The following is a 20,304-nucleotide window of genomic DNA, read 5'->3' as shown; positions in this document are numbered from 1 at the left end:
CTTTGGGTCACAAGCGGCGGTCCGGCCGCTCTTCTCGTCAGGTCCGGTTCTCCTCCGAGAGCGGCCTTCGCGGCCGCTCAACGATAGTTCGGCTGAGGGCCAAAAAGCGGCAGTCGCCTTCAGACCGACTTGTTAACCTTACAGCCAGTTTCCCATCCTGAATTGGACGTTTGGGAGATGTCCCCTAACGGCAGACAGAGAACATGATCCGTTGATGCTAACGGAGGATCTGCGATGATTTTGATTTTGCTTTGCACGACGGTTGGCTTCGCCATCAGCGCGATCCTCTTCGCCATAGGATTCTCGTGAGCAACGAAATTGGGATGGACGTTGGCGGTCGTAGCAAACACTCCGAATTTGCTTCTTCTAGCGTATCTTTTACTTACGATGGACAGTGCTAACCTCCATGGCATTATTATCCTTGGCGGGGTGGTGGCCGTCGGCGGTGGTGGTTTTGGGCTTGGGGCAATAGTTGGGATGTCGATTGCCATGGCAAGGAGCGAATCACGCGAGTCTGCTCGTGGCACAGGATCAACGACTTCCCCGGATGAAGATGGTTCGGCAGCCGGGATGTGCTAACATCTGCCGTCAAAAAGGCGTTGAATTTCCGGTTTGGGTCATGAGCGCCGCTTTGGCGGCCAAGCCGCCGCTTCCGGTCTACCCTCAGCAGCAGACGTTCTGACGCGCTGTTGGCAGGTCTCTGAAGGGCCATAGGCGGGACGTTCGGCCGCAAGGCATCAACCTGTACGGTCCCTAGTTGAAAGCTTCAGCCAGGCTCCATGCCGTGTGCTTTGATGACAGTTGCGGCGTTCGGAGCTGTCAGTGCCTTGACGAGAGCCTTCGCAGCCTCCGGTTCCTTTGCGCCAGTGCTGAGGCCGGCTGAAAACACCGTAATCTTCTGAAGCTCTGAGGGCAGCGGACCAAGATAGTCGATCTCTTTTTCGTGGATCAGTTCGCTGATCTGCTGAAAACCGATTTCCACTTCACCACTTTCGATCATCGTGCTGATCCGGCTGCCAGAGGGGACTTGTTTCATTTTTGACTTAACCTGATCGGCGATACCCATACGCTCAACCAAGTTGACCACATGATCCCCGCTCGGTCCGCTTGAATAGCCGATGGACTTGGCCGCGAGCAGCGTCTTTTTCAGCGCTTCGCTCGATCCGACATCTGGTTTCGATGCGCCTGCCCGCACTGCGACACCAACACCTGATTTCATCAAATCCGTCCGAGTGCCGGACGCTATTTTACCTTGCTGTGCAAACGCGTCAATTACTGGTGCCCCGACGATAACTAGATCGTACGTTTCTTCAGCCGCTATGCGCTTTTTAATATTGGCGGTGCCTGTAAATGTGATTGCAACTTTGTGACCAGAATCTTTCTCGAAAGCGGGAAGTATTTCATTGATGATTTCCTTCGTCGCGCCTGAGGCGAGCACTTTGATTTCCGCGGCGCTCGCCGCGCCGGATACAAGCAGGCCCACTGCCGTAGCGACTATAAATCTAGACTTCATGTCAGCCTCCTGTTGTTGGATTTCGACACTTGCACCTAGCATGCAGTAAATGAAAACGGGGAATTCTGTCATCCGCTTTGGGTCAGCAGGCGAAGAACTCAACCTGAGCAATCCTAGTCCGCTATGCCCCACTGAGCAGACCTCAATGAGAGCTGCGGCCACTTCGCTGATGGGCCAACTCCGGACATCCGCCCTACTGGCGTAACGCAGCCGACCCCCGATTCTACGAATTTGGGAGTCAGGGGTTCGAATCTCTTCGGGCGCGCGCCACTTCAGAATTCGCCATTGACACCAATTATCGCCGGTCTCCGACGCAGCCCGATAGGTTGCGTCTCACCGTAATTCCATCGATCTCCGGCGCCCACGGATGCAGTGAGCGCCGGAGTGTCATTCCCGGCTATCCCCACATGTGATGGAAGTGATGTGCCATCTCGACAGCCGGTGAATGCTGGTCGATCGACCCGGCCGGATCGATCGGCGCATGGTTGCCGGCATCGGCGTTTGCGGTCGCCGTGGGAGTGGTGCTGGCAGGCGCAGGCGCGATGTCTTGAACCGTCGGCGTTGAGGTGGCCGCGGGCGTAGCTGCGGCCGCTGCGGTCACGGTTGTGGCCTGCGCCGCTGCTACGACATCGTCATAGGTCCCGCCATCCACCTTGATATTATTGGTGGCGAGGTCCGCCGCGTTTGTTGCGAGCTGGTCGGCGGCTGCGCTGACTTCTCCGGCGTTGTGCGTCTGCAAGCCCTCGATCAGCGCATTCGCCGCCGTGCCCGCAGTGCCGTCCGACCGCAACTCGTTCCAGAAGCGCGCCGAGTACAGGCCGCCCTGGGACTGGTCGAAGGCGCTGGCATTGGTCGCGAAAGTCTCGATCTGCTGCAGCAGCCCGGCGACGTCGCCCTGGAAGCCATCGTTCGCGATCGTGGTCGCCGTCTGCCGAAGATGGTTACTGTCCTGGATGAATTGGGTGAGAAAAGCCGTTTGCTCCGCGTTGTCGTGGAACGGGACGGGCGAGGTCGCCAGGTCTGGGAGCGGTGTCGGGTTGAAGATCGCCTGGACCCCGGCATCGCCTTGCGCGATGTCGATGATGTCGCGATGGATATCGTTGATCGATCGCCCGACAAATTGTCCGAGATCCGTGCCCAAGATCGGCGTGCCGGTTGCAGAGGTTGTACCCTGGACCGAGGCGATCTCCTCGTTGAGCTGCTCGATGATGATATGCGTGTGCAGATCGGAGAGATTGTTGATCTGCGGAGATGCCGCAGTCAACATCTGTTGCACGGCGGTAAGATCTGCGACGATCTTGTCGACTTGATCCGGTCCGATCCCGCCGACCATGCGGGTCGTTGCGTCGTTGAACAGATCAGTTACTGTTGGAGTTGCTGCTCCGCCAGCACCAGCACCGGCTCCCGCGTCTGCGTGATGGTGGTGGTCGTGGGGGCTGGCGTCGGCGGGTGCATTGGCGTGGCCATGGGCGGGCGTCTGCGCGGCCGCTACGACGGCGTCATAGGTGCCGCCATCCACCGTAACATTGTTGGTGGCGAGGTCCGCCGCGTTTGTTGCGAGCTGCTCGGCGGCTGCCTTGACTTCGCCGGCATTGTGCGTCTGCAAGCCCTCGATCAGCGCATTCGCCGCCGTGCCCGCGGTGCCGTCCGACCGCAACTCGTTCCAGAAGCGCGCCGAGTACAGGCCGCCCTGGGATTGGTCGAAGGCACTGGCATTGGTCGCGAAGGTCTCGATCTGCTGCAGCAGCCCGGCGACGTCGCCCTGGAAGCCATGCTTCGCGATCGCGGTCGCCGTCTGCCCAAGATGGTTACTGTCCTGGATGAATTGGGTGAGAAAAGCCGTTTGCTCCGCGTTGTCGTGGAACGGGACGGGCGAGGTCGCCAGGTCTGGGAGCGGTGTCGGGTTGAAGATCGCCTGGACCCCGGCATCGCCTTGCGCGATGTCGATGATGTCGCGATGGATATCGTTGATCGATCGCCCGACAAATTGTCCGAGATCCGTGCCCAAGATCGGCGTGCCGGTTGCAGAGGTTGTACCCTGGACCGAGGCGATCTCCTCGTTGAGCTGCTCGATGATGATATGCGTGTGCAGATCGGAGAGATTGTTGATCTGCGGAGATGCCGCAGTCAACATCTGCTGTACGGCGGTGAGGTCCGCGACGATCTTGTCGACTTGATCGGGGCCAATGCCGCCGACCATGCGGGTCGTTGCGTCGTTGAATAGGTCCGCTGCCGTCGGAGCTGTCGCAGTTGCAGTGCCGGCATCAGCGCCAGCACCTGCACCACCACCGTTGGACGCCGCGGGCAAATTCACCTGCTCATCGTGAAGATCATGATGATGTACTTGGTGCGTGGTACGAGCCATTCTGTCGTTCCTGTATTCGTGGGAATTTGAAGGGGAGAGCGCGGTACATGCGCGGCATGAACGCTCATCTACTTTTTTACTTTCCTCGCGCCACTCAGCCGAGAACGAGGCCAACGAGCGCGGGAAGGAAGGCGATTGACAGACGATTCCGTGGCGCGGACTTCTACTGCATGATAGCGTGCATATATCCTACTGCACGACAACGTGCAGATAAGAGCCTTAGTGGAGGTCCTGCGAAGCTTGTGGATGAACGCCTATCTCCATGCGGTCGAAGTTCGAGAGATCGCTGTGCAACGAACGTTTATTGACTTCGAAGACTTTTGGACGACCAGCATGATGGCCGCAACCGTTAACCAAGCAATCGCGGCGATGGCTCCCTGAATTGCTCAAAATGCGAATGCACGCGCGGCTGAATGCGGATGTCGCCGGGCGCATTACCCGTGATGCCCGCGCTAATGCTATAAGGGGGCGCGAGCCAAAGTAACCGCGTAAGCTGATGTTCGCTTTGGGTCTTGGCTGTGCGAGAACGCGAAACTACGCGTCGTCCACACCGTCGATGCTAATGGCACCCGCGCCGTAGGCCATCACGTAAAGGAAGCCGCCTGCCATCACTAAGTTCTTATAGAAAATGGATCATGTTGTTGAAGTCCCCGGCCACCAGATGGACGCCAAAGCCGTGCCTAGCGAAAAAACGACGAGCGCTGCAGCCGCCCACCGAATTTTGAAGCCTACCAGGATGCCCAATCCAGCGAGAAGATGGACAACGATAGAAATCCAAAGCGCGACATCAGGAATAGGTATGTGGAGTTTGCAAAATACTTTGCCGTCCCGCTCGGGTCGCGCAGCTGGAGGAAGGCGTCCCAGATAAATAGGCCAGACATCAACAAGCGCGCAAGTGGAGGCAAGTAGGCTTTCATGGCGTGCATGGCTCGTCGCTCCCAACGTGCCGTCTGGAACGGGCATCGTATTGGTTCAAGCCAGCACCGGTTAAAGGTGCTGTCCAATGACCACTTGGATCAACAACAGGCTTCGACCTGAAGTCTTTGCACTTTCGCTTTGCTACCAATAACGGACATACTCAAGAACGGCCCGAATATCCGAAAGTGCCAAACTCAGGCATGGCTCCTAGCGCGGCCGACACGCTTGCTGAATGGCGATACTCAATAGACGAGACCTGCCCCAAGCGGTTTTTCCAGCGCCTCCGCCAAAGAACGATACTCCGCGCAGTCGGTTCCGCAGATCGCAGCGATCCGGATCAAATGATATTCCGCCTACTCGCGGTTGCCCTGCTCGATCTGCCACAGACCGTAGTACTGCCAGGTCAGCACATGGTTCGGATCGGCTTTCAGCGCCCGCTCATACCAGACTTGCGAGAGCTTGTAGTCGCCGAGTTTGCGATAGGAATAACCGACCAGATTGGCCACGTTCGGATGATCGTCATGGCCGAGCGCTCTTAGCTGCTCGATGGCCGCGGCATATTCATTGCGGTCATAGATGGTCGCATAAGCTTTGCGGTAACCTGTTAACTCCGGTTTGCTTCAAACATTACGCAAAGCTGTTCAGAAAAAGCGAAATTTGGAGTGACAGCAAATTGTCTTTTGCAGGTCGATGTCTGCAACGGGTCATTAGCGCCGTTTTGAGCGCCCGCCGATCTCTTCCGTTCTCCCCCCCGTCAGCAGACAAGCCGGCCGGCTGCTGGCAGTTCTCAAACGTGCCAGGAGAGATATTCCGATCGGATAATTCCTATCTGCTCGATCAGGACTTCCCCTTGAGTTTAAAGGATCCGAAGAATTTATCCTTCTTTTCCGCCACCACGTCGCGATAGGCATTGGGGTATTCAATCGTTAGCATGTAGAGAGTACCTTTCGTCCTGATGTAGCGGAAATGCGCAGTCGTTGCCGAGTTGGCGACTGAGAAGAACAGATCATCGACGTCATCCTTGGTATTGCGGCTTACATCAGACACCTTGTTAGCCGGATTGGATGAGAAGGATTTGGGAATCGCCGCGAGATCGACAGGCGTCTTCGTAGTTGCCGGCAGTTCAACCGCCGTAAACTTGATTCCCTCAGAACTCTTGCCGCCGACGACATGGCTCACTTCGTCCGTGCTCGGGTCGCGAGTCGTGAAATCATTGAAGGGAATTGGCAGTAGAATCGAGAACGAGCCCTTGGTCGAAACAGCCGGATACCATCCCGAGCCATCGTCTACGTTAACGCCGACACGATGCATTTCACGTTTCGGTTCTGCAGTCGCCGATGTAGAGACCATGAGTGCCAGCGAAAGGACACTCGCGAGCAGCCGCAGAATAGAGATGGGCATGGATGGTCTCCTGCCGTTGCAGTCGGCAGGGGATGTCCATTATTTGTTGAAAGAAAGGCATTGTGGTGCCGCCCGCGCTGGCGCTGCGCGTCTGTGGTTCTGGTGCAACAACTGGACCTCGCGGATTTGTCTTGAAAGAGCGTTGGCCGCGTCGCGACAACAGAGTCCGGAATGGGTCACAAGCGGCGGTGGAGGCGAGCATGGACTGGCGTCCGCTCTGCCTCCATCAGCCGACGTGATAACGGCTTAAGCGTCGTTCTCTTTGGGGCCATGAGCGGAAAACTTTTCCGAAGAGATGCGCGCGCATGCGCCCTTTCTGGGAATGCCTGTTTTGCGCGGGAAGCTCTGCTCTTTTATATCTGCGCTGCAGCCCCCTGTCTTCGCATTCCCAGACGAGCCTCAACGGGCCAGCTGCCGATAGATCGCCGGCAGCGCGGCCGGCAGGCGGCGGACGTTGCCCACGATGGCGTAGCCGCCGCGCCCGAACAGCGCGGGAAAATAGGATTGCGCGCTTGCGTCCACCGTGACGCCGAATACCGCAATGCCCTGCCGCCGCGCCTCCCGCACCGCCTTGCTTGTATCTTCGACCGCAAAGCGGCCTTCATAGTGATCGACATCGTTGGGCTTGCCGTCGGTCAGCACCAGCAGCAGTTTCTTGCGCTGCGGCTGGCCAGCAAGCTCGGCGGCGGCATGGCGCACCGCCGGACCGATACGGGTGTAGTAGCCGGGCTTGAGCGCGCCGATCCGCCGCTCCACGGCACCTCCCATCGGCTCCTGGAACGACTTGACGGTCTCGACGCGTACCCAGGAACGCCGCCGCGACGTGAACGTCAGGATGCTGTGATGGTCCCCGCAGGCGGAAAGCCCGTGCGCCAGGACGAGCAGCGCTTCCTTCTCCACGTCGAGCACGCGATGGCCATCGACCCACGCATCCGTGGAGAGCGAGACGTCGACGAGCAGCGTCGCCGCCAGATCGTGCCGCTGCGGGCGCATCGCCAGATGGACGCGATCGAGCGATCCGCTGCCCGCCCGCAGATCGCATCGCGCGCGGACGAGCGCATCGATATCCAGGTCGAAGCCGTCGGCCTGGCCGCGCATCACCTCATGCTGCGGCCGTAGTGCCTCGAAACGCCGCCGCACATGGCGGACATGCCGGAGAATGCTCGCATCCGGAGTCCAGCTCTCGCCGACCTCCGGCGCCTTGCCCGTCAGCACCCGGCAATGGTCCGGCAGGTAAATCCCTCTGTGATAGTTCCATTCCGGATAGAGCCGGCCGCTGTCGAGGCACGTGGCATCGATGGCTTGCGGCGGCAGATCCAGATCGAATTTCAGTTTCGTGGCGGGCTTGCCGCTGCGGCGGCTGATCGCGAGCTCATCGAGGTCGTCGGCCGCTTTGCGGGCGTCCTCATCCTCGCTGTCGTCGGAGGGACGGTCGACATTCACCATCTCCGCCATCGCGAGGATTTTTTCGAAACGGTTCAGGATGAAGGGATCGCGCTTGTTGCCATCGTCGATCTCGCGGACGGCACGGCGCTTGCGTGAATCAGGCTGTTCCGCCTCGTTGCCAGGCACCGGCGCGTCGTCATTGTCAGCCCCGCTAGGGGCGGCCTCGCGGGTCCAGCAGTCTCCCCACAGCGGGCAAGGCAGCATCGGCCGATATCCGGGCGGCGCTTTCGCCGGCAGTTCGCCGGCGCCGGTCACGGCCCGCCACAGCTGGCCTGCCGGCTGCGCCGTGGCGCCAAGCAGTGCGAGCACGATATGCTCCACTTCCTGCTCTGCCCGCGGCAGGGGCCTCGAGGGCCGCGCTTCTGCCGTTGCCGCCGCCAGCCGCTGATAGGGACGGACAAGGCCAGGGAATTGCGCCTGCACGCTTGCGACGATCTCACGGGCGCGCCGCAGTGTCATTAAATCGCGGCGTAGCGGGTCCGTCTCGTCGATAACAGCGACCGGCGCCACGGCGAACCACGCCGCCAGCCAGCGGTAGAACAAGGCGTTGAGCTCGCGGTCCGGAAACAGGGCGATCCTGTCGGGCAGGAAGATGGTCGCGCCATCGCGGCCGGGATGCTCCAGGCTCTCGTCGCCAAGCCCGATGCGCTGCCGCCAGCCGAGCCGGTGGCCAGACTTGCGCGACTTGGCGCCGGCGATCTGCACCCCCGCCTCGCCGCCCAGCGCGCGAAACATGACCGCGATCTGCCCCTGCACGTCCGCGAGCGTCGCGGCGTCCCCGGCATGAACGGGATAGCTCGCCGTAGCGCCGATCAGCCGGTGCCAGGCGCGGCCAACCGTTTCCTCAAGTTCGAGGAAGTCGAGCATGCCTCATCCGATCACTGCTCGGGCCACGTCAAGCAGCGCGGCCTTGACGTCGGGTTCGTCGGTGAGCGGCTCGATCATGCCGGCGAGCACGGCCTCCAGCGTCGGGAGTCCAGCCGCAATCAGCGTCGCGCAATAGACGATCAGGCGCGTCGAGACGCCCTCCTCGAGATCCTGTCCCTTGAGCGCGCGCAGCCGTCCAGCCAACATCACCAGCGGCCGCACGCGTTCCGCCGCCAGTCCGCTCTCGGCGGCGACCACTTCGATCTCCTGTTCGGGTGGAAGAAAGCCGAACTCGATCGCAACGAAGCGCTGGCGCGTGGAGGGCTTCAAGGCCTTCAGCAGGCTTTGATAGCCCGGGTTGTAGGACACGACCAGCATGAAGGGAGGCGGCGCGACCAGCTCCTCGCCGGTACGCTCCAGCGGCAGGATGCGACGATCGTCCGTCAGCGGATGCAGCACGACCGTCACGTCCTTGCGCGCCTCCACGACCTCATCGAGATAGCAGATGCCGCCTTCCCGCACCGCGCGGGTCAGCGGACCATCGGTCCAGACCGTGTCTCCGCCCTTTAAGAGATACCGTCCGGTAAGATCGGCCGCGGTGAGATCGTCATGGCAGGCGACGGTGTGCAGCGGCAACGACAGCCGTGCCGCCATATGGGCGACGAAGCGGGTCTTGCCGCAGCCGGTTGGCCCTTTCAGCAGCACCGGCAGACGACGGCGCCAGGCATGTTCGAACAGCGTGCACTCGTTGCCGCTCGGGACGTAAGGTGGAAGCTTGGGTGGCGCCTCGACGGCGTGGAGGACGGCCTTCATGTCAGATCTCCAGAATTGAAGCGGCGGCCGGCCAATTCGATAGCCGGCCGCCCGATCGTTATTCGGCGGGCTGCAGCGCAGCGGGCGCGACCGCTTGACGCTCGCGGCTCGGCACCAGAACCGCCCACACGAACATCAGGGCCGAGATCAGAACGAAGACGCCTGAACCGAGCCGGACCCAGTAGAACATCGCAAGCTGGTCCTGCACTTCCATGAAGCTCTGGCCGAGCACGCGCTGCAGATGAACCTGGACCACGCCGGCGAAGGTCAGCGCAAAGGTCATCGTCATCATGGCGGTGCACATGATCCAGAAGCTCGCCATGCTAAGCCACTGATTATAGGGCGCGCGCTGGCGCAGTTGCGGGATCGCATAGGCCATGACGGCAAGGTTGAGCATCACATAGGCGCCGAAGAAGGCGAGATGTCCATGTGCCGCCGTCACCTGGGTGCCGTGGGTGTAATAGTTCACCGAGGACAGCGTGTGCAGGAAGCCCCACACGCCGGCGCCGAGGAACGCCATCACGGAGCAGCCGACCGACCACAGCAGCGCGGCGCGATTCGGATGTTTGCGGCCTGCCTTCCAGGTCATCTGCACGGTGAAGATCACCATGGTGAAGAACGGCGCGACCTCGAGCGTAGAGAACAGCGAACCGATCCACTGCCAGTAGCCGGGCGCGCCGATCCAGTAGAAGTGGTGGCCAGTGCCGAGGATGCCGGAGAACAGCGCGAGGCCGATGATGACGTAGAGCCACTTCTCGACCACCTCGCGGTCGATGCCGTTGAGCTTGATCATCAGGAACGCCAGCACGGAAGCCATGATAAGTTCCCAGACGCCTTCGACCCACAGATGCACGACGTACCACCAGTACATCTTGTCGACGGCGAGGTTCGCCGGGTTGTAGAACGCGAACAGGAAGAAGATCGCGACACCCCAGAGGCCGAACAGCAGGATGTTGGTGACGGTGGTCTTTCTTCCCTTCAACGCCGTCATCGTCACGTTGAACAGGAACATCAGGCAGACGACGACGATACCAACCTTGATCGCGAACGGCTGTTCGAGGAATTCGCGACCCTCATGGTAATGAAAGAGGTAGCCGACCACGGCGACGCCGGCCGCGACGAAGAACATCCAGAACTGGATCTTCGCCAACAGGGGGCTGAACAGCTCGGTCTCGGTTTCCTCAGGCAGAAGGTAGTAGGTCGCGCCCATGAAACCAATCAGCGACCACACGATCAATGCGTTGGTATGAATCATCCTGACGATGTTGAACGGCACGACAGTAGATAGCGTGTTCGGCAGGACGTAGATGGTTCCGGCCAGGACGCCGAATGCGACCTGCGCGAGGAATAGCGTCAGCGCGCCGTAGAAATACAGCATCGCGACTTTCTGGGTTTGGTATCTCATCTTGGGGTTCCTAAAGCGAGCTGACGGGACAGGATGCTCAGCCGGCCTTGTTCGGCGGCCAGTTCTGCGTCTTGATCTTGTTGGTCCACTGCAGGAAATCGGCGAGATCGCTGAGTTCCTGGTCGGTGAGATTGAACTGCGGCATCTGCCGGCGGCCCGGCGCGCCGGACGGTTGCGCCTGCATCCACGACTTCAGGATTTCCTTGGCGGTGGCGGGATCTTCATTGCCGCCCCAGCGGTCCCAGACATTGCCGACCTCAGGGGCAAAATACGCGCCCTCGCCCAGCAAGGTATGGCAGTTGATGCAGGAGTGCTTCTCCCAGACGTGCTTGCCGCGCGCCACCGAGCTGGTCAGCGTCGTCGCATCCGTCGACGAATTGACCATGTAGTAGTGGCTGTGCGCCGTCAGGGCGAGGAAGATCGCGAAGAAAAAAGCCGATCCGCCGTAGAAGACATTGCGGGCCGCCGACTTGGTAAGGCGTTCAGCCATTACGGTTCCTTTCCGGTTCGTATGAGCGGTCGCGGCAATCTATTCACTCACGGCCGGCGCTCTTTGTGCCGGATCAAGCTTCTCGACGATCTCTGACGGTTTCCTGGATTTGCCGTCAGGAGAATAGAGCCGTGACAGCAGAAACAGCCAAGGCGAAGCTCACGACGAGCAGCAGCCACGCGGTGGCAAGCCCGCGCCACAGCGGCGGCGCAGACCGCAGATCGAGATAGTCGAGCAGGATTCTGCGGCCTTTGACCGCCGCAATGGCGAGAACGGCGCCATTGGCGAGCAGCAGGCCCCGGCCAGCGCCGGCAAATGCCATGGTCGCAGCCGCGAGCGCGATCAGTGCAATCAACGTGAGGTCCAGGCGGTCGGGCGAATAGCGCATGCTTCAGCGCACCAGGTAGACGATCGGGAACATCACGATCCAAACCAGATCGACCATGTGCCAAAACACCGTTCCAGTCTCCACATGGACGGGATCGGCCCGGCGGCAGACGACGGCGAGGATGATGATTCCAAGGCAGACGTGCAGCAGATGAAAGCCGGTCAGCAGGAAGTACAATGTGAAGAAGACGCTGGTCTCGAGACCGACACCGCCGCCGATCTCCTGTGCATACTCGACGAGCTTGATCGCGACGAAGGCGCCGCCGAGCGCCATGGCGAGCAGCAGCCACAGTCGCGCGCGACGGCTTTCCCTGGCGCGCGCCGATGCCGCGCCCCTTGCCGCTGCCCAGCCGCTCGTCACCAAGACGATCGTATTATAGCCGGCAAGCGATACGTCGAGGGCCGCCTGTCCCGATGCAAAAACCGCTGAATTGACCGCGTGGGCGACGATGAATGCACCGAGGAACAGACCGAAAGCGGCGAGCTCGCTGAAGACGAGCACCCACATCATCGGGTCGCCCGGGAGTCCTTCGAGAACGCCCCACCCCTGTTCTTCTTCGCAATCCGCAATAGACATCCGACCTTCCCAACCGACGCTTATCATCCCCTCCGGCGCGTGGTCTTTGTTGCCGCGCAAATACGGTAGCGGCCGCGCCTATCGTCTCGCTTCTTGATGGAGCGCAACGTCAAGCTCCGCAACGGTCGCTATATGCGGGCCTTGAAATCAATGAGGACAGAACCGATGAGCGACGCACAGCTGGGCCTGTTGACGGCCACCCCCATCATCATCGCCTTTGCTGGTACCTTGAGGGCGATGGGCGTGCTATCGACCACGGCGACCGTATCTGCGGTGGCATTGTCGGTCGCGATCGCCGTGGTGCTGTTCACGACACAGTAGACGTATCGGCTCTGCCCACATCATTCGATCAGGATCGGGGCTGCGATGTCGACGCGGTCATCCTTCGCCAGATCGATACCGAGCGACAGCGACCATTTTCCGCTCGCCGCCGCCGTCAGGCGGACACGCCAGCTATCGGCGGCCACGCGCTCCGCCGTCGCGGTGACAGGAGCGATGGCCTTGTCAGGATTGGACAGTGTGACGAGAAGTCCATCGACCGCGAGCGGTTTCTCGTCGGCGTCCTCAAGCTGCACGAGAACCTCAATCGGCCCACCGCGCCCCGGTGAGATCGTAACGTTGGCCATCACGCGCGTGCCGCAGATGTGCGTGAAGAACGGCTCCCCAGCCGATGCGGCTGGCGCGGGAGCTGCGGCCGTCGCGGCAGGCTCCGTCGAGGCAACTTGCAGTCGAGGTCCCTTGGCGCCAACGCTGCCAACTTCGAAATTGACATCTATCTTGCCAGCGCGCTCGAAATTGAGCGAGACCGGGACATGCTGTCCCTCTTCGAACGGCGCGTTCAGCCCGACGAACATGATGTGATCGCCGCCCGGCGCGAGCGTCACCGTCACATCGGGAGGAATTGTCAGGCCGTCGTCGAGCGAGCGCATCGTCATGATGCCGTCCTGCAGCGCCATCTGATGAATCTCGACCTTGGCGGCTGCGCTGCTTGACGCAGAAAGCAGCCGGTCGGGCTGGATGCTCCGGTTCTCGATGGCAAGGTAACCGGCCGCGACTTTTGCTCCCTTTGGGGTCGCGCGGCTCCAGGCCTGCTTCACCGCGATGTCGAGGGCGGCGGCTGGCGAGGAGCTGAGGAACGCCGTCAGCGCGGCGGCGATCAGCGCGATCTTGCTGAAGCGGTTGAGCATGGCGGAATCTCCGATCAAGCCGGGTTACTGGCAGGCAATGTGACAGACCAGGCGTTCCCGACGTTGATCGGGCGCAAGCTGACGATGATCGCGGCGACTTTTTGTTCGCTTTCACGCACCGGCCGAGCCTCACCGTTCGACGAAGCGGTCTTTTGCGGAGAGGATCGTGGTGCCGGTTTCGTCGCGCGCGGTGAACACAACGTCGGCCTCCCGCGGATTCATCGCGGTAAGCGTAACCCGGACGGCTTCGGAGCCGTCGGCGGGCACCTCGATCGGAGCGAGGCCCTCATTGCCGATAATCGCCATCTTGGCATCCACGCCGCTGACCGACAGCGTGTAAGCGTGGGCGGCTGACGACTTGTTCAGCAGCTTGACCGTATAGGCATTGCGCACCGATCCGTCCGAGAGCCGGACCGCTAGGGGATCGCGATCATGTTGCACCGACAGGGTCGCGTTGGTCTTGGCCATGAAGGAAAAGACGATGATCGCCGTCAGCGCCAGACACGCCGCCGTCAGCCCGATGGTCTTCGGTCGCACCAGGCGATTGACCCGCGCCTCGCCACGGCGGCCGCGCTCGATGTTGTTCCAGCTTTCGTAGTCGATCAGGCCGCGCGGACGGCCGAGTTTCGACATCACGCCATCGCAGGCATCGACGCATAGTCCGCAATTGATGCAGGCGAAGTTCGGTCCCTCGCGGATATCGATACCGATCGGACACACCGTGACGCAATGATTGCAATCGACGCAGTCACCCGCCGGCCTGCCCTGCAGGCGAAGCTCGGCGGCCTTCTTGGCCGAGGTTCGTTGTTCGCCGCGATAGTCCCGGTAGTTGACGGTAAAGGCTTCGGGATCCCAGATCGCGCCTTGAAGGCGCGGCCATGGGCACATGAAGGTGCAGACCTGCTCGCGCGCGAAACCCGCGAGGCCATAGGTGGTGCCGGCGAAGACGAGAATCCAGCCAAGCGCATTGGCCGAAACATCGCCATGCGCGAAGCCGCGGACGAGATCCGGTGCGTCGGTGAAGTAGAAGATCAGCGTGCCGCCGGTCGCGAACGAAATCAAAAGCCGGGCAGAATGCTTTGCTACGATCTGCATGGCCCGTTTGGCGTCAAGTGGCGCGCCAAGGTTCTTCAGGCGCTGGCGTCGGTCGCCCTCGATCAGCCGTTCGACGAGCAAGAACAAATCGGTCCAGACCGTCTGCGGACAGGCGAAGCCGCACCATAACCGCCCCGCCAGCGCATTGGTGAGAATCAATATCGTCGCGGCAAGAACCAAAAGCCCGGTCACGAGGTAGAGGTCCTGCGGCCAGATCTCGACGAAGAAGAAGTAGAGCCGTCCATGCGCAAAATCGAGCAGGACCGCCTGATCCGGCGCATGGGGGCCACGGTCCCAGCGAAGGAACGGCGTCACGTAATAGATGGAAAGCGTCAGCAGCAGGACGGCCCACTTGATGCGGCGGATCGGCCCTTTGACTGCCTGCGGCATGACTGGCTGGGCTGATCCCGCCGCCGCGGCCCTGGCACGCGTCTTGGCATGGTCGATCTCGATGGTAAGCGCCATTTCCCGGACCCTAATTTACCGCGGCGAAACCAAGCGAGGATCGGGTCGCCGGTTCGATGCGGGACGGTGTCCAGGGCGGATCGAACGTCATCGCGATATCGACGCTGCGGACGCCTGGAATCTGTGCGACCGCGTTGGCCACGCCCTCCTTCAGGAAGTGGACGGCGGGGCAGCCCGGTGTGGTCGCGGTCATCGTGATGCGAACGGCGCCTTCTGCAGCCGAGATGTCATAGACAAAGCCGAGATCAACGATGTTGTGGCCAAGCTCGGGATCGATCACGACGCGCAGCGCTTCCCTGATATTGCGGACGAGTTCGTCGGTCATGATGGCGCCCTGACAGTCAATTCGTACGTGGTGCCGTCCGGCGAGAATCCGCCAAGCCAGCGATATCCGCGCTTCTCGAGTTGCGGGAACAGGAAGACCGGCTCGCGCCGCAGCAGGGCCGACAGCGTTTCACCCGGTGCCAGTTTCTCGGCGGCTGCCAGGATGCGCACCATCGGCTCCGGCGGATCGAGATCGCGATTGTCCTGTCTGACGGATGGCTCCGGCCAAGCGTCGAACGCCGGCCTGCCGGCGACAGGCGCAGCCGGCTTGGTGTCCGCGGGCGTGAACAGCACTTCCCACTCGCCGGCGTCGAGCGGCTGCGCGGAATGGGCGAATCCCCTGTCTGCCATGACGGCGAACAGCGGCACCGGCTTGAACGTCGCATAGAGGCGGAGCCCCTGCCCGGGTTCGAGCCGCTCGAGTGCGGCCATGATGACTGAGAACGGCTCGCCGCCGGCGCGCAGGATCGGACGGACATCGACATCGATATATTCGGTCATGGCGCTTCCTTTCGTTAGTTCCTGGCAAACAACAGATGCGGCGCGCAGGCGCCGCCCGGCAGACGCAGCGTGCTCTCGACATCCGCAAGGCTCCGCGTCCGGATGATTTCCCTGACGATACCGACGATCCCGATGGTCATGATCGCCGCAGCTGCCCGGAACGCCGAGGGTTGACCGGCCAGCAGCATCAGCGTGCCGAACCAGACGGCCGCATGGTAGATCACGAACCACTTCGATGCCCTCGCCTCCGACACGAGGTCCTGCACGCGGGGCGTCGCGGTGCGTCCCATCACAGGCCCGTAAGTTTCTAGCCAGGTCAGGAACGCCACGATCTTGTAAAGCTTGGCGAGGACAAGACCCGACAGCCAGCCGAAGACGGCGAGAAAGACGAAAGCGCCGAGCTGCGCAGTGAACGCGCCGGTCAGGATGAGCATCACGCCGAGCAGCGCCGACGCCGCGAGACTGATGTAGGATAGCACGGCCATCCGTGTGTTGAGTTCGAGCTGCCGGCGCTTGCGGTTCTTGAATATCCCGAGCACGTCGCGCCCGTACAAGATAATGGTCGCCAGGCTGAGAACGGCAACCACCGACAACACAACGTTCAATCCGAAAGAAAGCCAGATCGCGAAGACACCGCCAATTGCCGCGATGGCGATGGCAAGCGCGCCGACTGCCAGGGTCACGTTGCTCTTGCGGTCATCGATATCGGGCGAGAGCATGAACATGGATAGCAGCCGGTAGCTCACGCCCATTGCCGTCAGTGTCAGCCATCCGCCGAGGCCGGCAATCGCATGCAGCGGAACGCCGCTCGCCAACATTGCTTCCCCAACTGGTCCCGCCCGCCCCGCATGCGCAAACGCAAAGATCGCGCCGAAGGCGACCGTGACACAGAGCGAGGCGAGCCCCACCAGGACAAAGCGTGCCGGCCCCGTCGGCCGCTGCCATGCCGTCAGTCCGAGATCGACGACGATCAGGCTGAAACCGGCGATCAACAGGAGCGCTCCGGCCGGGAGAATCCAGTGCCAGGCCGGCAGCCGGCCTCCCAATCCCAAAAAGCCGGCGAGCAGCGCGGCGAGACCTATTGTCAACAGGCCGAGCCCCGGCAAGGCCCACTTTTCCGAAAATAACGGCTTGGCCACCAGCACCGGCACGAACTGGAACAGCGCGCCGCACATCGCAACGCTCAGCCAGCCGATGCAGACCACATGCACCAGGATGAGCGTATCGGGCGAGGCAAGATGCACCGCCGGAAAGCCGACACCCGCAACCATCAGCGCCAGCGCGACGAGCAGCCATGCAAGGGCGACCGCGAAGTAGCTCATCGTCCATCGTGATATGCTGGCACCGATCATCATTCGCTCTTATGGCTTACGGACCCGGCACAGAAGCGGGGCGTAGACAAGCGCAAAGCCCAGAAACGCGGCGGCCCAGGCCGCGCCCGCGATCGTCAGCAGCGGGACCGAATGAGCTGGCTCGAGCGCCGCGCACACGCGTGCCAGCGCGGCGATTACGATCGAGGCATAGACCAATTGGGTGGCGATCGACGCCGAAAGCGTCTGCCCGGTGTGGCCAAGCGAGGCCCGCGTCATCACCGCAATCGTCATCGAACCGATCGCGCCGCCGGTCCAGGCATGAATCCCAGCGCTGGGGGCAACGAGGTCCAAGGCAGCCAGCGCCGCCAACAGGAAGCCGGCCGGCACGAACGCATAGGCAATATGGAGAATCAGCACGAGACGATCCGATATGGTCCGGTCGCCGGCCCAGCGCGCCAGCCGTACGACATGCAGCACGCCGGCGATGCAGAGTGCGGCGGCGGTGAGACGGCCCGAAGGCGCCACGACCCACGCGACGATGGCGCCGACCCCCGCGGCCATCGTGATCGCATCGAAACGGTTGAACGGCACCGGCAGGCGTCCGGGTTCGCGACGCGCCAGCCAATTGCGTGTAAAGCTCGGGACAATCCGCCCGCCGATCAGGCAGACCAGCGTGACCACGAGGCCGACGCCGATGCGCGTGGAATATTCCGCTACGCCGCCAAGATGCGCCTCGACGTGAAACGCGATGTTGGCGGCGGCCAGTAGCGAGATGATGCCAACCACCTTCAGATTGTTCCACTTGCGTCCGGCGACGATTTCGCGCGCGGCTGCGGCGGCGAGCAGCAGCAGAAAAGCGGCGTCGATTGCCAGCGCGATTTCCCAGCCGATCAAAGCGGAGAACGTTACAGCGAGCCGACCGGCAAGCCACGCAGCGAACAGGATCGCGAGCGGCATGCCCTGGATCGGGAGCCGGCCAGTCCAGTTCGGCACCGCCGTCAAGAGAAAGCCCGCGATCACGGCGCCGACATAGCCGAACAGCATCTCATGGAGGTGCCAGTCCCGCGGCGCGAGCGCGCTTGGCAGCGAGATGTTGCCCGCGAAGACCACAAGCCACAGCGGAACCATTGCACCGGCATAGATGGCGCCGAACAGGAAGAACGGCCGGAAACCGTAGGAAAACAGCGCCGGTCCCTGATAAGTCCTCAATTTCTGCATCGTCGCCATCGGTGATTCCTTTTATTCGCTGTGATCATAAGCCGTTCCGGCCGGCGCTCTTTGTCGAAGCACAAATTGCCCCATCGTTAGCCGGCGTGTTTGATCCTCGACAAAGACTCGCGCTTGTCTTCGGCTGCATTGTCGGTTCCGTCATCAACGGAGGACACGATGCGGATTTTCGAGAGACTGCGAGGACAAAGCCGAAGCGACAGAGCCATCAAGCGCGAGCTCTTCAAGGCCATCGCCGACGACCTCATCCGGAAACTCGAGGATGGAACTTCCGCGCCGATCTTCACGGGCGGCGAAGCGCACTGCTGTTCCTGCTGCTCGGCCGAAGAAAAGCCGCCCCGCTAAGCCGGCCTTGCACAAGGCGCATCTGCCGCTACGGCGGCAGAACGATTCCGGTGTATAGCAGCATCTCCCGCGACGGCTGGCTTCCGATCGCGCTTGCCGGCGAAGATTGCGGACTCGAACACGTCTGCGCGGCCCGCATCGAACCGTTGCGCTTTCCGTGCCGGCACACGTTCGGCGTCCGATATCATGTCTGGATGGACGAGACATTGCTCATCCATCCTGCCCACTGGAGAAGCTGCGTTCGTAGCGCGCTATTTGGATGCGGTCTTGCTCGCCTCGAGCGTTTCGAACAGCTTCGCAAACGTCTGCTTGGCCTTTCCGACCTGCGGAACGGCCTTGGCCTGATCAAGATTGCCGGGCTTTCCGACCACGACCAATGCGACCATTCCCATGCCGTAATGAGGCAGGCACTTGACGCCGTAGACGCCTTCCTGGTCGAACTTGACCGCGGTGTCCTCGTTGTTCTTGCCGACAAACGGCGCAGCGCCCTCGGGCAGCATGCCCTTGATGGACTCCGCGTTGTGGCCCTTGTCGGTGGATACGAACTTAACCGTATCGCCGGGCGCAATCTTCACGAGGGCCGGCTCGAACACCATCACCGAACCGTCGCTTCCCTTGTTGAGGAGCTTGACTTCAACCTCTGCCGCCCGGGCGCCCGCGGCCAGAACCAAGGCCGCGGCGGCGGCCAGCATTGCGATCTTTCTCATGTTTCCCGTTTCTTTCCCGTTTCCTGGAACTTGCGCCCGGCCTCTTGCCGGGCTTCCCGGGGGATCAAATATCGTCGCGCGGCCCCGCTGATGTTGCGCTAGCGCAAGCTCTGCACCGAATCCCGCATTAAGGGTTTGGCAGGCCGTTGAGGCTAGCCCCGACAGCGGATACTCTCAGCCGCTATTGAAACGAGGATATCGATGGCCTCAGTCGACCGCTCCCTGGTCGCGAACCTGGCGATGTTCGCGGGCCTTACGTCCGCCGAACAGGAAGAGCTGCTGCGCGAAGCGCGTTCGATTCGATATCCGAAGGGAAGCGCCGTATTCGATCAGGGCGCCGAAGCGAGTCAATTTTTCCTTCTGCTTCATGGCCATCTCCGCGTCGAAAAAGTCACGCCGCAGGGGAATCAGTCCGTCGTGCGTTACGTTTCGGCGGGCGAGCTGTTCGGCGTCGCGCAGGCCATGAACCTGACGCACTATCCGGCAACGGCCGTTGCCGCCGTCGACAGTATTGCCCTTGCCTGGCCTTCGTCGTCCTGGAATCGCCTGATCGGCAAGTATCCGAGCCTTGCCGCGAGCGCGCTGCAGACCGTCGGCAGCCGCCTGCAGGATACGCAGGCCCGCGTCATGGAGATGTCGAACGAGCAGGTCGAGCAGCGCGTCGCGCATGTGCTGCTCCGCCTCGCCAAGCAGGCCGGAAGAAAAGTCGACGCCGGCATCGAGATCGACTTTCCGATCAGCCGCCAGGACGTCGCCGAGATGACGGGGACCACGCTGCACACCGTCAGCCGGATTCTCAGTGCTTGGGAGCAGCAGGGACTGGTCGAGGGCGGCAGGCAGCGCATCGTGCTGTGCGATGAGAAGAGATTGCATAATCTCGCCGATGGCGAATAGACAACTCGCGTAGAACCCAGGCCCGCAGCCGCGACCTTGTCAGCCCTGAGTCTCGACAGGCTTT

At 61.7% G+C, this 20,304-nt stretch carries 20 protein-coding genes and 1 pseudogene; 4 read left to right on the top strand and 17 right to left on the bottom strand.

Annotated elements, in window-relative coordinates; all coding sequences use genetic code 11:
• Nucleotides 1–766: 766 nt before the first annotated feature.
• Entirely contained in the window at nucleotides 767–1,513 is a 747-nt protein-coding gene (locus QA643_RS09850) for a substrate-binding domain-containing protein (RefSeq protein WP_283032984.1), read from the bottom strand.
• Nucleotides 1,514–1,910: 397 nt separating this feature from the next.
• The gene (locus QA643_RS09845; RefSeq protein WP_283032983.1) at nucleotides 1,911–3,713 is read right to left on the bottom strand and encodes a hypothetical protein; all 1,803 of its coding nucleotides are present in this window, start codon (nucleotides 3,711–3,713) and stop codon (nucleotides 1,911–1,913) included.
• A gap of 411 nt (nucleotides 3,714–4,124) precedes the next feature.
• Here QA643_RS09845 and QA643_RS09840 point away from each other — a divergent pair, with 411 nt between their 5' ends.
• Nucleotides 4,125–4,259, top strand: a complete 135-nt coding sequence (locus QA643_RS09840; RefSeq protein ID WP_283032982.1) for a hypothetical protein — start codon at nucleotides 4,125–4,127, stop codon at nucleotides 4,257–4,259.
• A gap of 779 nt (nucleotides 4,260–5,038) precedes the next feature.
• Here QA643_RS09840 and QA643_RS09835 read toward each other — a convergent pair.
• The 8 genes and pseudogenes from QA643_RS09835 to QA643_RS09800 form a co-directional block, all read right to left on the bottom strand.
• Nucleotides 5,039–5,398 (bottom strand): annotated as a pseudogene (locus tag QA643_RS09835) (tetratricopeptide repeat protein); the annotation flags it as partial.
• A 235-nt stretch (nucleotides 5,399–5,633) separates the two neighbouring features.
• Nucleotides 5,634–6,197 carry a hypothetical protein gene (locus tag QA643_RS09830; RefSeq protein WP_283032981.1) on the bottom strand — a complete coding sequence of 188 codons (564 nt, stop codon included), beginning with the start codon at nucleotides 6,195–6,197 and terminating at the stop codon, nucleotides 5,634–5,636.
• 399 nt (nucleotides 6,198–6,596) lie between these two features.
• Entirely contained in the window at nucleotides 6,597–8,510 is a 1,914-nt protein-coding gene (locus QA643_RS09825; RefSeq protein ID WP_283032980.1) for a VWA domain-containing protein, read from the bottom strand.
• A 3-nt stretch (nucleotides 8,511–8,513) separates the two neighbouring features.
• A complete protein-coding gene (locus QA643_RS09820; protein ID WP_283032979.1) occupies nucleotides 8,514–9,323 on the bottom strand; it encodes a CbbQ/NirQ/NorQ/GpvN family protein in 810 nt (269 codons plus the stop codon).
• Between the two features lie 58 nt (nucleotides 9,324–9,381).
• Nucleotides 9,382–10,728 (bottom strand): cbb3-type cytochrome c oxidase subunit I, encoded by a 1,347-nt coding sequence (locus tag QA643_RS09815; RefSeq protein WP_283032978.1) that lies wholly within the window; start codon nucleotides 10,726–10,728, stop codon nucleotides 9,382–9,384.
• A 37-nt stretch (nucleotides 10,729–10,765) separates the two neighbouring features.
• Nucleotides 10,766–11,218, bottom strand: a complete 453-nt coding sequence (locus QA643_RS09810) for a cytochrome c (RefSeq protein ID WP_283032977.1) — start codon at nucleotides 11,216–11,218, stop codon at nucleotides 10,766–10,768.
• Between the two features lie 115 nt (nucleotides 11,219–11,333).
• The gene (locus QA643_RS09805) at nucleotides 11,334–11,606 is read right to left on the bottom strand and encodes a cytochrome C oxidase subunit IV family protein (protein WP_283032976.1); all 273 of its coding nucleotides are present in this window, start codon (nucleotides 11,604–11,606) and stop codon (nucleotides 11,334–11,336) included.
• Between the two features lie 3 nt (nucleotides 11,607–11,609).
• Nucleotides 11,610–12,182: a cytochrome c oxidase subunit 3 gene (locus QA643_RS09800; RefSeq protein WP_283032975.1), complete on the bottom strand. Its 573-nt coding sequence runs from the start codon at nucleotides 12,180–12,182 to the stop codon at nucleotides 11,610–11,612.
• A 165-nt stretch (nucleotides 12,183–12,347) separates the two neighbouring features.
• Between QA643_RS09800 and QA643_RS09795 the strand changes: the two genes are divergently transcribed.
• The gene (locus QA643_RS09795) at nucleotides 12,348–12,503 is read left to right on the top strand and encodes a hypothetical protein (RefSeq protein ID WP_283032974.1); all 156 of its coding nucleotides are present in this window, start codon (nucleotides 12,348–12,350) and stop codon (nucleotides 12,501–12,503) included.
• Nucleotides 12,504–12,523: 20 nt separating this feature from the next.
• On the opposite strand, the gene QA643_RS09790 is transcribed toward QA643_RS09795, so the two are convergent.
• The 6 genes from QA643_RS09790 to QA643_RS09765 all read right to left on the bottom strand — a co-directional run bounded on the left by QA643_RS09790 (nucleotide 12,524) and on the right by QA643_RS09765 (nucleotide 18,294).
• The gene (locus tag QA643_RS09790) at nucleotides 12,524–13,369 is read right to left on the bottom strand and encodes a copper chaperone PCu(A)C (protein ID WP_283032973.1); all 846 of its coding nucleotides are present in this window, start codon (nucleotides 13,367–13,369) and stop codon (nucleotides 12,524–12,526) included.
• A 129-nt stretch (nucleotides 13,370–13,498) separates the two neighbouring features.
• Nucleotides 13,499–14,929 carry a cytochrome c oxidase accessory protein CcoG gene (gene ccoG / locus QA643_RS09785; protein WP_283032972.1) on the bottom strand — a complete coding sequence of 477 codons (1,431 nt, stop codon included), beginning with the start codon at nucleotides 14,927–14,929 and terminating at the stop codon, nucleotides 13,499–13,501.
• Nucleotides 14,930–14,939: 10 nt separating this feature from the next.
• Nucleotides 14,940–15,254 (bottom strand): metal-sulfur cluster assembly factor, encoded by a 315-nt coding sequence (locus QA643_RS09780; RefSeq protein WP_283032971.1) that lies wholly within the window; start codon nucleotides 15,252–15,254, stop codon nucleotides 14,940–14,942.
• Nucleotides 15,251–15,754, bottom strand: coding sequence for a DUF2249 domain-containing protein (locus QA643_RS09775; RefSeq protein ID WP_283032970.1), 504 nt, complete (start codon nucleotides 15,752–15,754; stop codon nucleotides 15,251–15,253). Before QA643_RS09775 ends, QA643_RS09780 begins: the two co-directional genes overlap by 4 nt.
• 14 nt (nucleotides 15,755–15,768) lie before the next feature.
• Nucleotides 15,769–17,076 carry a hypothetical protein gene (locus tag QA643_RS09770; protein WP_283032969.1) on the bottom strand — a complete coding sequence of 436 codons (1,308 nt, stop codon included), beginning with the start codon at nucleotides 17,074–17,076 and terminating at the stop codon, nucleotides 15,769–15,771.
• A 39-nt stretch (nucleotides 17,077–17,115) separates the two neighbouring features.
• Entirely contained in the window at nucleotides 17,116–18,294 is a 1,179-nt protein-coding gene (locus QA643_RS09765; protein ID WP_283032968.1) for an NnrS family protein, read from the bottom strand.
• 159 nt (nucleotides 18,295–18,453) lie between these two features.
• Here QA643_RS09765 and QA643_RS09760 point away from each other — a divergent pair, with 159 nt between their 5' ends.
• Nucleotides 18,454–18,639 (top strand): hypothetical protein, encoded by a 186-nt coding sequence (locus QA643_RS09760; protein ID WP_283032967.1) that lies wholly within the window; start codon nucleotides 18,454–18,456, stop codon nucleotides 18,637–18,639.
• Between the two features lie 251 nt (nucleotides 18,640–18,890).
• Here QA643_RS09760 and QA643_RS09755 read toward each other — a convergent pair whose 3' ends face one another.
• On the bottom strand, nucleotides 18,891–19,346 hold the full coding sequence (locus QA643_RS09755) for a pseudoazurin (RefSeq protein ID WP_283032966.1): 456 nt from the start codon (nucleotides 19,344–19,346) through the stop codon (nucleotides 18,891–18,893).
• Nucleotides 19,347–19,547: 201 nt separating this feature from the next.
• Between QA643_RS09755 and QA643_RS09750 the strand changes: the two genes are divergently transcribed.
• Nucleotides 19,548–20,240: a Crp/Fnr family transcriptional regulator gene (locus QA643_RS09750; protein ID WP_283032965.1), complete on the top strand. Its 693-nt coding sequence runs from the start codon at nucleotides 19,548–19,550 to the stop codon at nucleotides 20,238–20,240.
• The last annotated feature ends 64 nt before the right edge of the window (nucleotides 20,241–20,304 follow it).

The sequence above is a fragment of the Bradyrhizobium sp. CB3481 genome (assembly GCF_029714305.1).
Lineage (GTDB): Bacteria > Pseudomonadota > Alphaproteobacteria > Rhizobiales > Xanthobacteraceae > Bradyrhizobium.
Note: the sequence above shows the minus strand (reverse complement) of the source record. Positions and strands in the feature narration are given on the sequence as shown.

Excerpts from the sequence above, each read along its gene's own strand:
- QA643_RS09850 (WP_283032984.1), bottom strand. The coding sequence starts at position 1,513 with ATGAAGTCTAGATTTATAGTCGCTACGGCAGTGGGCCTGCTTGTATCC.
- QA643_RS09795 (WP_283032974.1), top strand. The coding sequence starts at position 12,348 with ATGAGCGACGCACAGCTGGGCCTGTTGACGGCCACCCCCATCATCATC.
- QA643_RS09820 (WP_283032979.1), bottom strand. The coding sequence starts at position 9,323 with ATGAAGGCCGTCCTCCACGCCGTCGAGGCGCCACCCAAGCTTCCACCT.
- QA643_RS09800 (WP_283032975.1), bottom strand. The coding sequence starts at position 12,182 with ATGTCTATTGCGGATTGCGAAGAAGAACAGGGGTGGGGCGTTCTCGAA.
- QA643_RS09830 (WP_283032981.1), bottom strand. The coding sequence starts at position 6,197 with ATGCCCATCTCTATTCTGCGGCTGCTCGCGAGTGTCCTTTCGCTGGCA.
- QA643_RS09760 (WP_283032967.1), top strand. The coding sequence starts at position 18,454 with ATGCGGATTTTCGAGAGACTGCGAGGACAAAGCCGAAGCGACAGAGCC.
- QA643_RS09765 (WP_283032968.1), bottom strand. The coding sequence starts at position 18,294 with ATGGCGACGATGCAGAAATTGAGGACTTATCAGGGACCGGCGCTGTTT.
- QA643_RS09840 (WP_283032982.1), top strand. The coding sequence starts at position 4,125 with ATGAACGCCTATCTCCATGCGGTCGAAGTTCGAGAGATCGCTGTGCAA.
- QA643_RS09805 (WP_283032976.1), bottom strand. The coding sequence starts at position 11,606 with ATGCGCTATTCGCCCGACCGCCTGGACCTCACGTTGATTGCACTGATC.
- QA643_RS09810 (WP_283032977.1), bottom strand. The coding sequence starts at position 11,218 with ATGGCTGAACGCCTTACCAAGTCGGCGGCCCGCAATGTCTTCTACGGC.
- QA643_RS09815 (WP_283032978.1), bottom strand. The coding sequence starts at position 10,728 with ATGAGATACCAAACCCAGAAAGTCGCGATGCTGTATTTCTACGGCGCG.
- QA643_RS09755 (WP_283032966.1), bottom strand. The coding sequence starts at position 19,346 with ATGAGAAAGATCGCAATGCTGGCCGCCGCCGCGGCCTTGGTTCTGGCC.
- QA643_RS09790 (WP_283032973.1), bottom strand. The coding sequence starts at position 13,369 with ATGCTCAACCGCTTCAGCAAGATCGCGCTGATCGCCGCCGCGCTGACG.
- QA643_RS09775 (WP_283032970.1), bottom strand. The coding sequence starts at position 15,754 with ATGACCGAATATATCGATGTCGATGTCCGTCCGATCCTGCGCGCCGGC.
- ccoG (WP_283032972.1), bottom strand. The coding sequence starts at position 14,929 with ATGGCGCTTACCATCGAGATCGACCATGCCAAGACGCGTGCCAGGGCC.
- QA643_RS09845 (WP_283032983.1), bottom strand. The coding sequence starts at position 3,713 with ATGGTCGGCGGCATTGGCCCCGATCAAGTCGACAAGATCGTCGCGGAC.
- QA643_RS09825 (WP_283032980.1), bottom strand. The coding sequence starts at position 8,510 with ATGCTCGACTTCCTCGAACTTGAGGAAACGGTTGGCCGCGCCTGGCAC.
- QA643_RS09770 (WP_283032969.1), bottom strand. The coding sequence starts at position 17,076 with ATGAGCTACTTCGCGGTCGCCCTTGCATGGCTGCTCGTCGCGCTGGCG.
- QA643_RS09780 (WP_283032971.1), bottom strand. The coding sequence starts at position 15,254 with ATGACCGACGAACTCGTCCGCAATATCAGGGAAGCGCTGCGCGTCGTG.
- QA643_RS09750 (WP_283032965.1), top strand. The coding sequence starts at position 19,548 with ATGGCCTCAGTCGACCGCTCCCTGGTCGCGAACCTGGCGATGTTCGCG.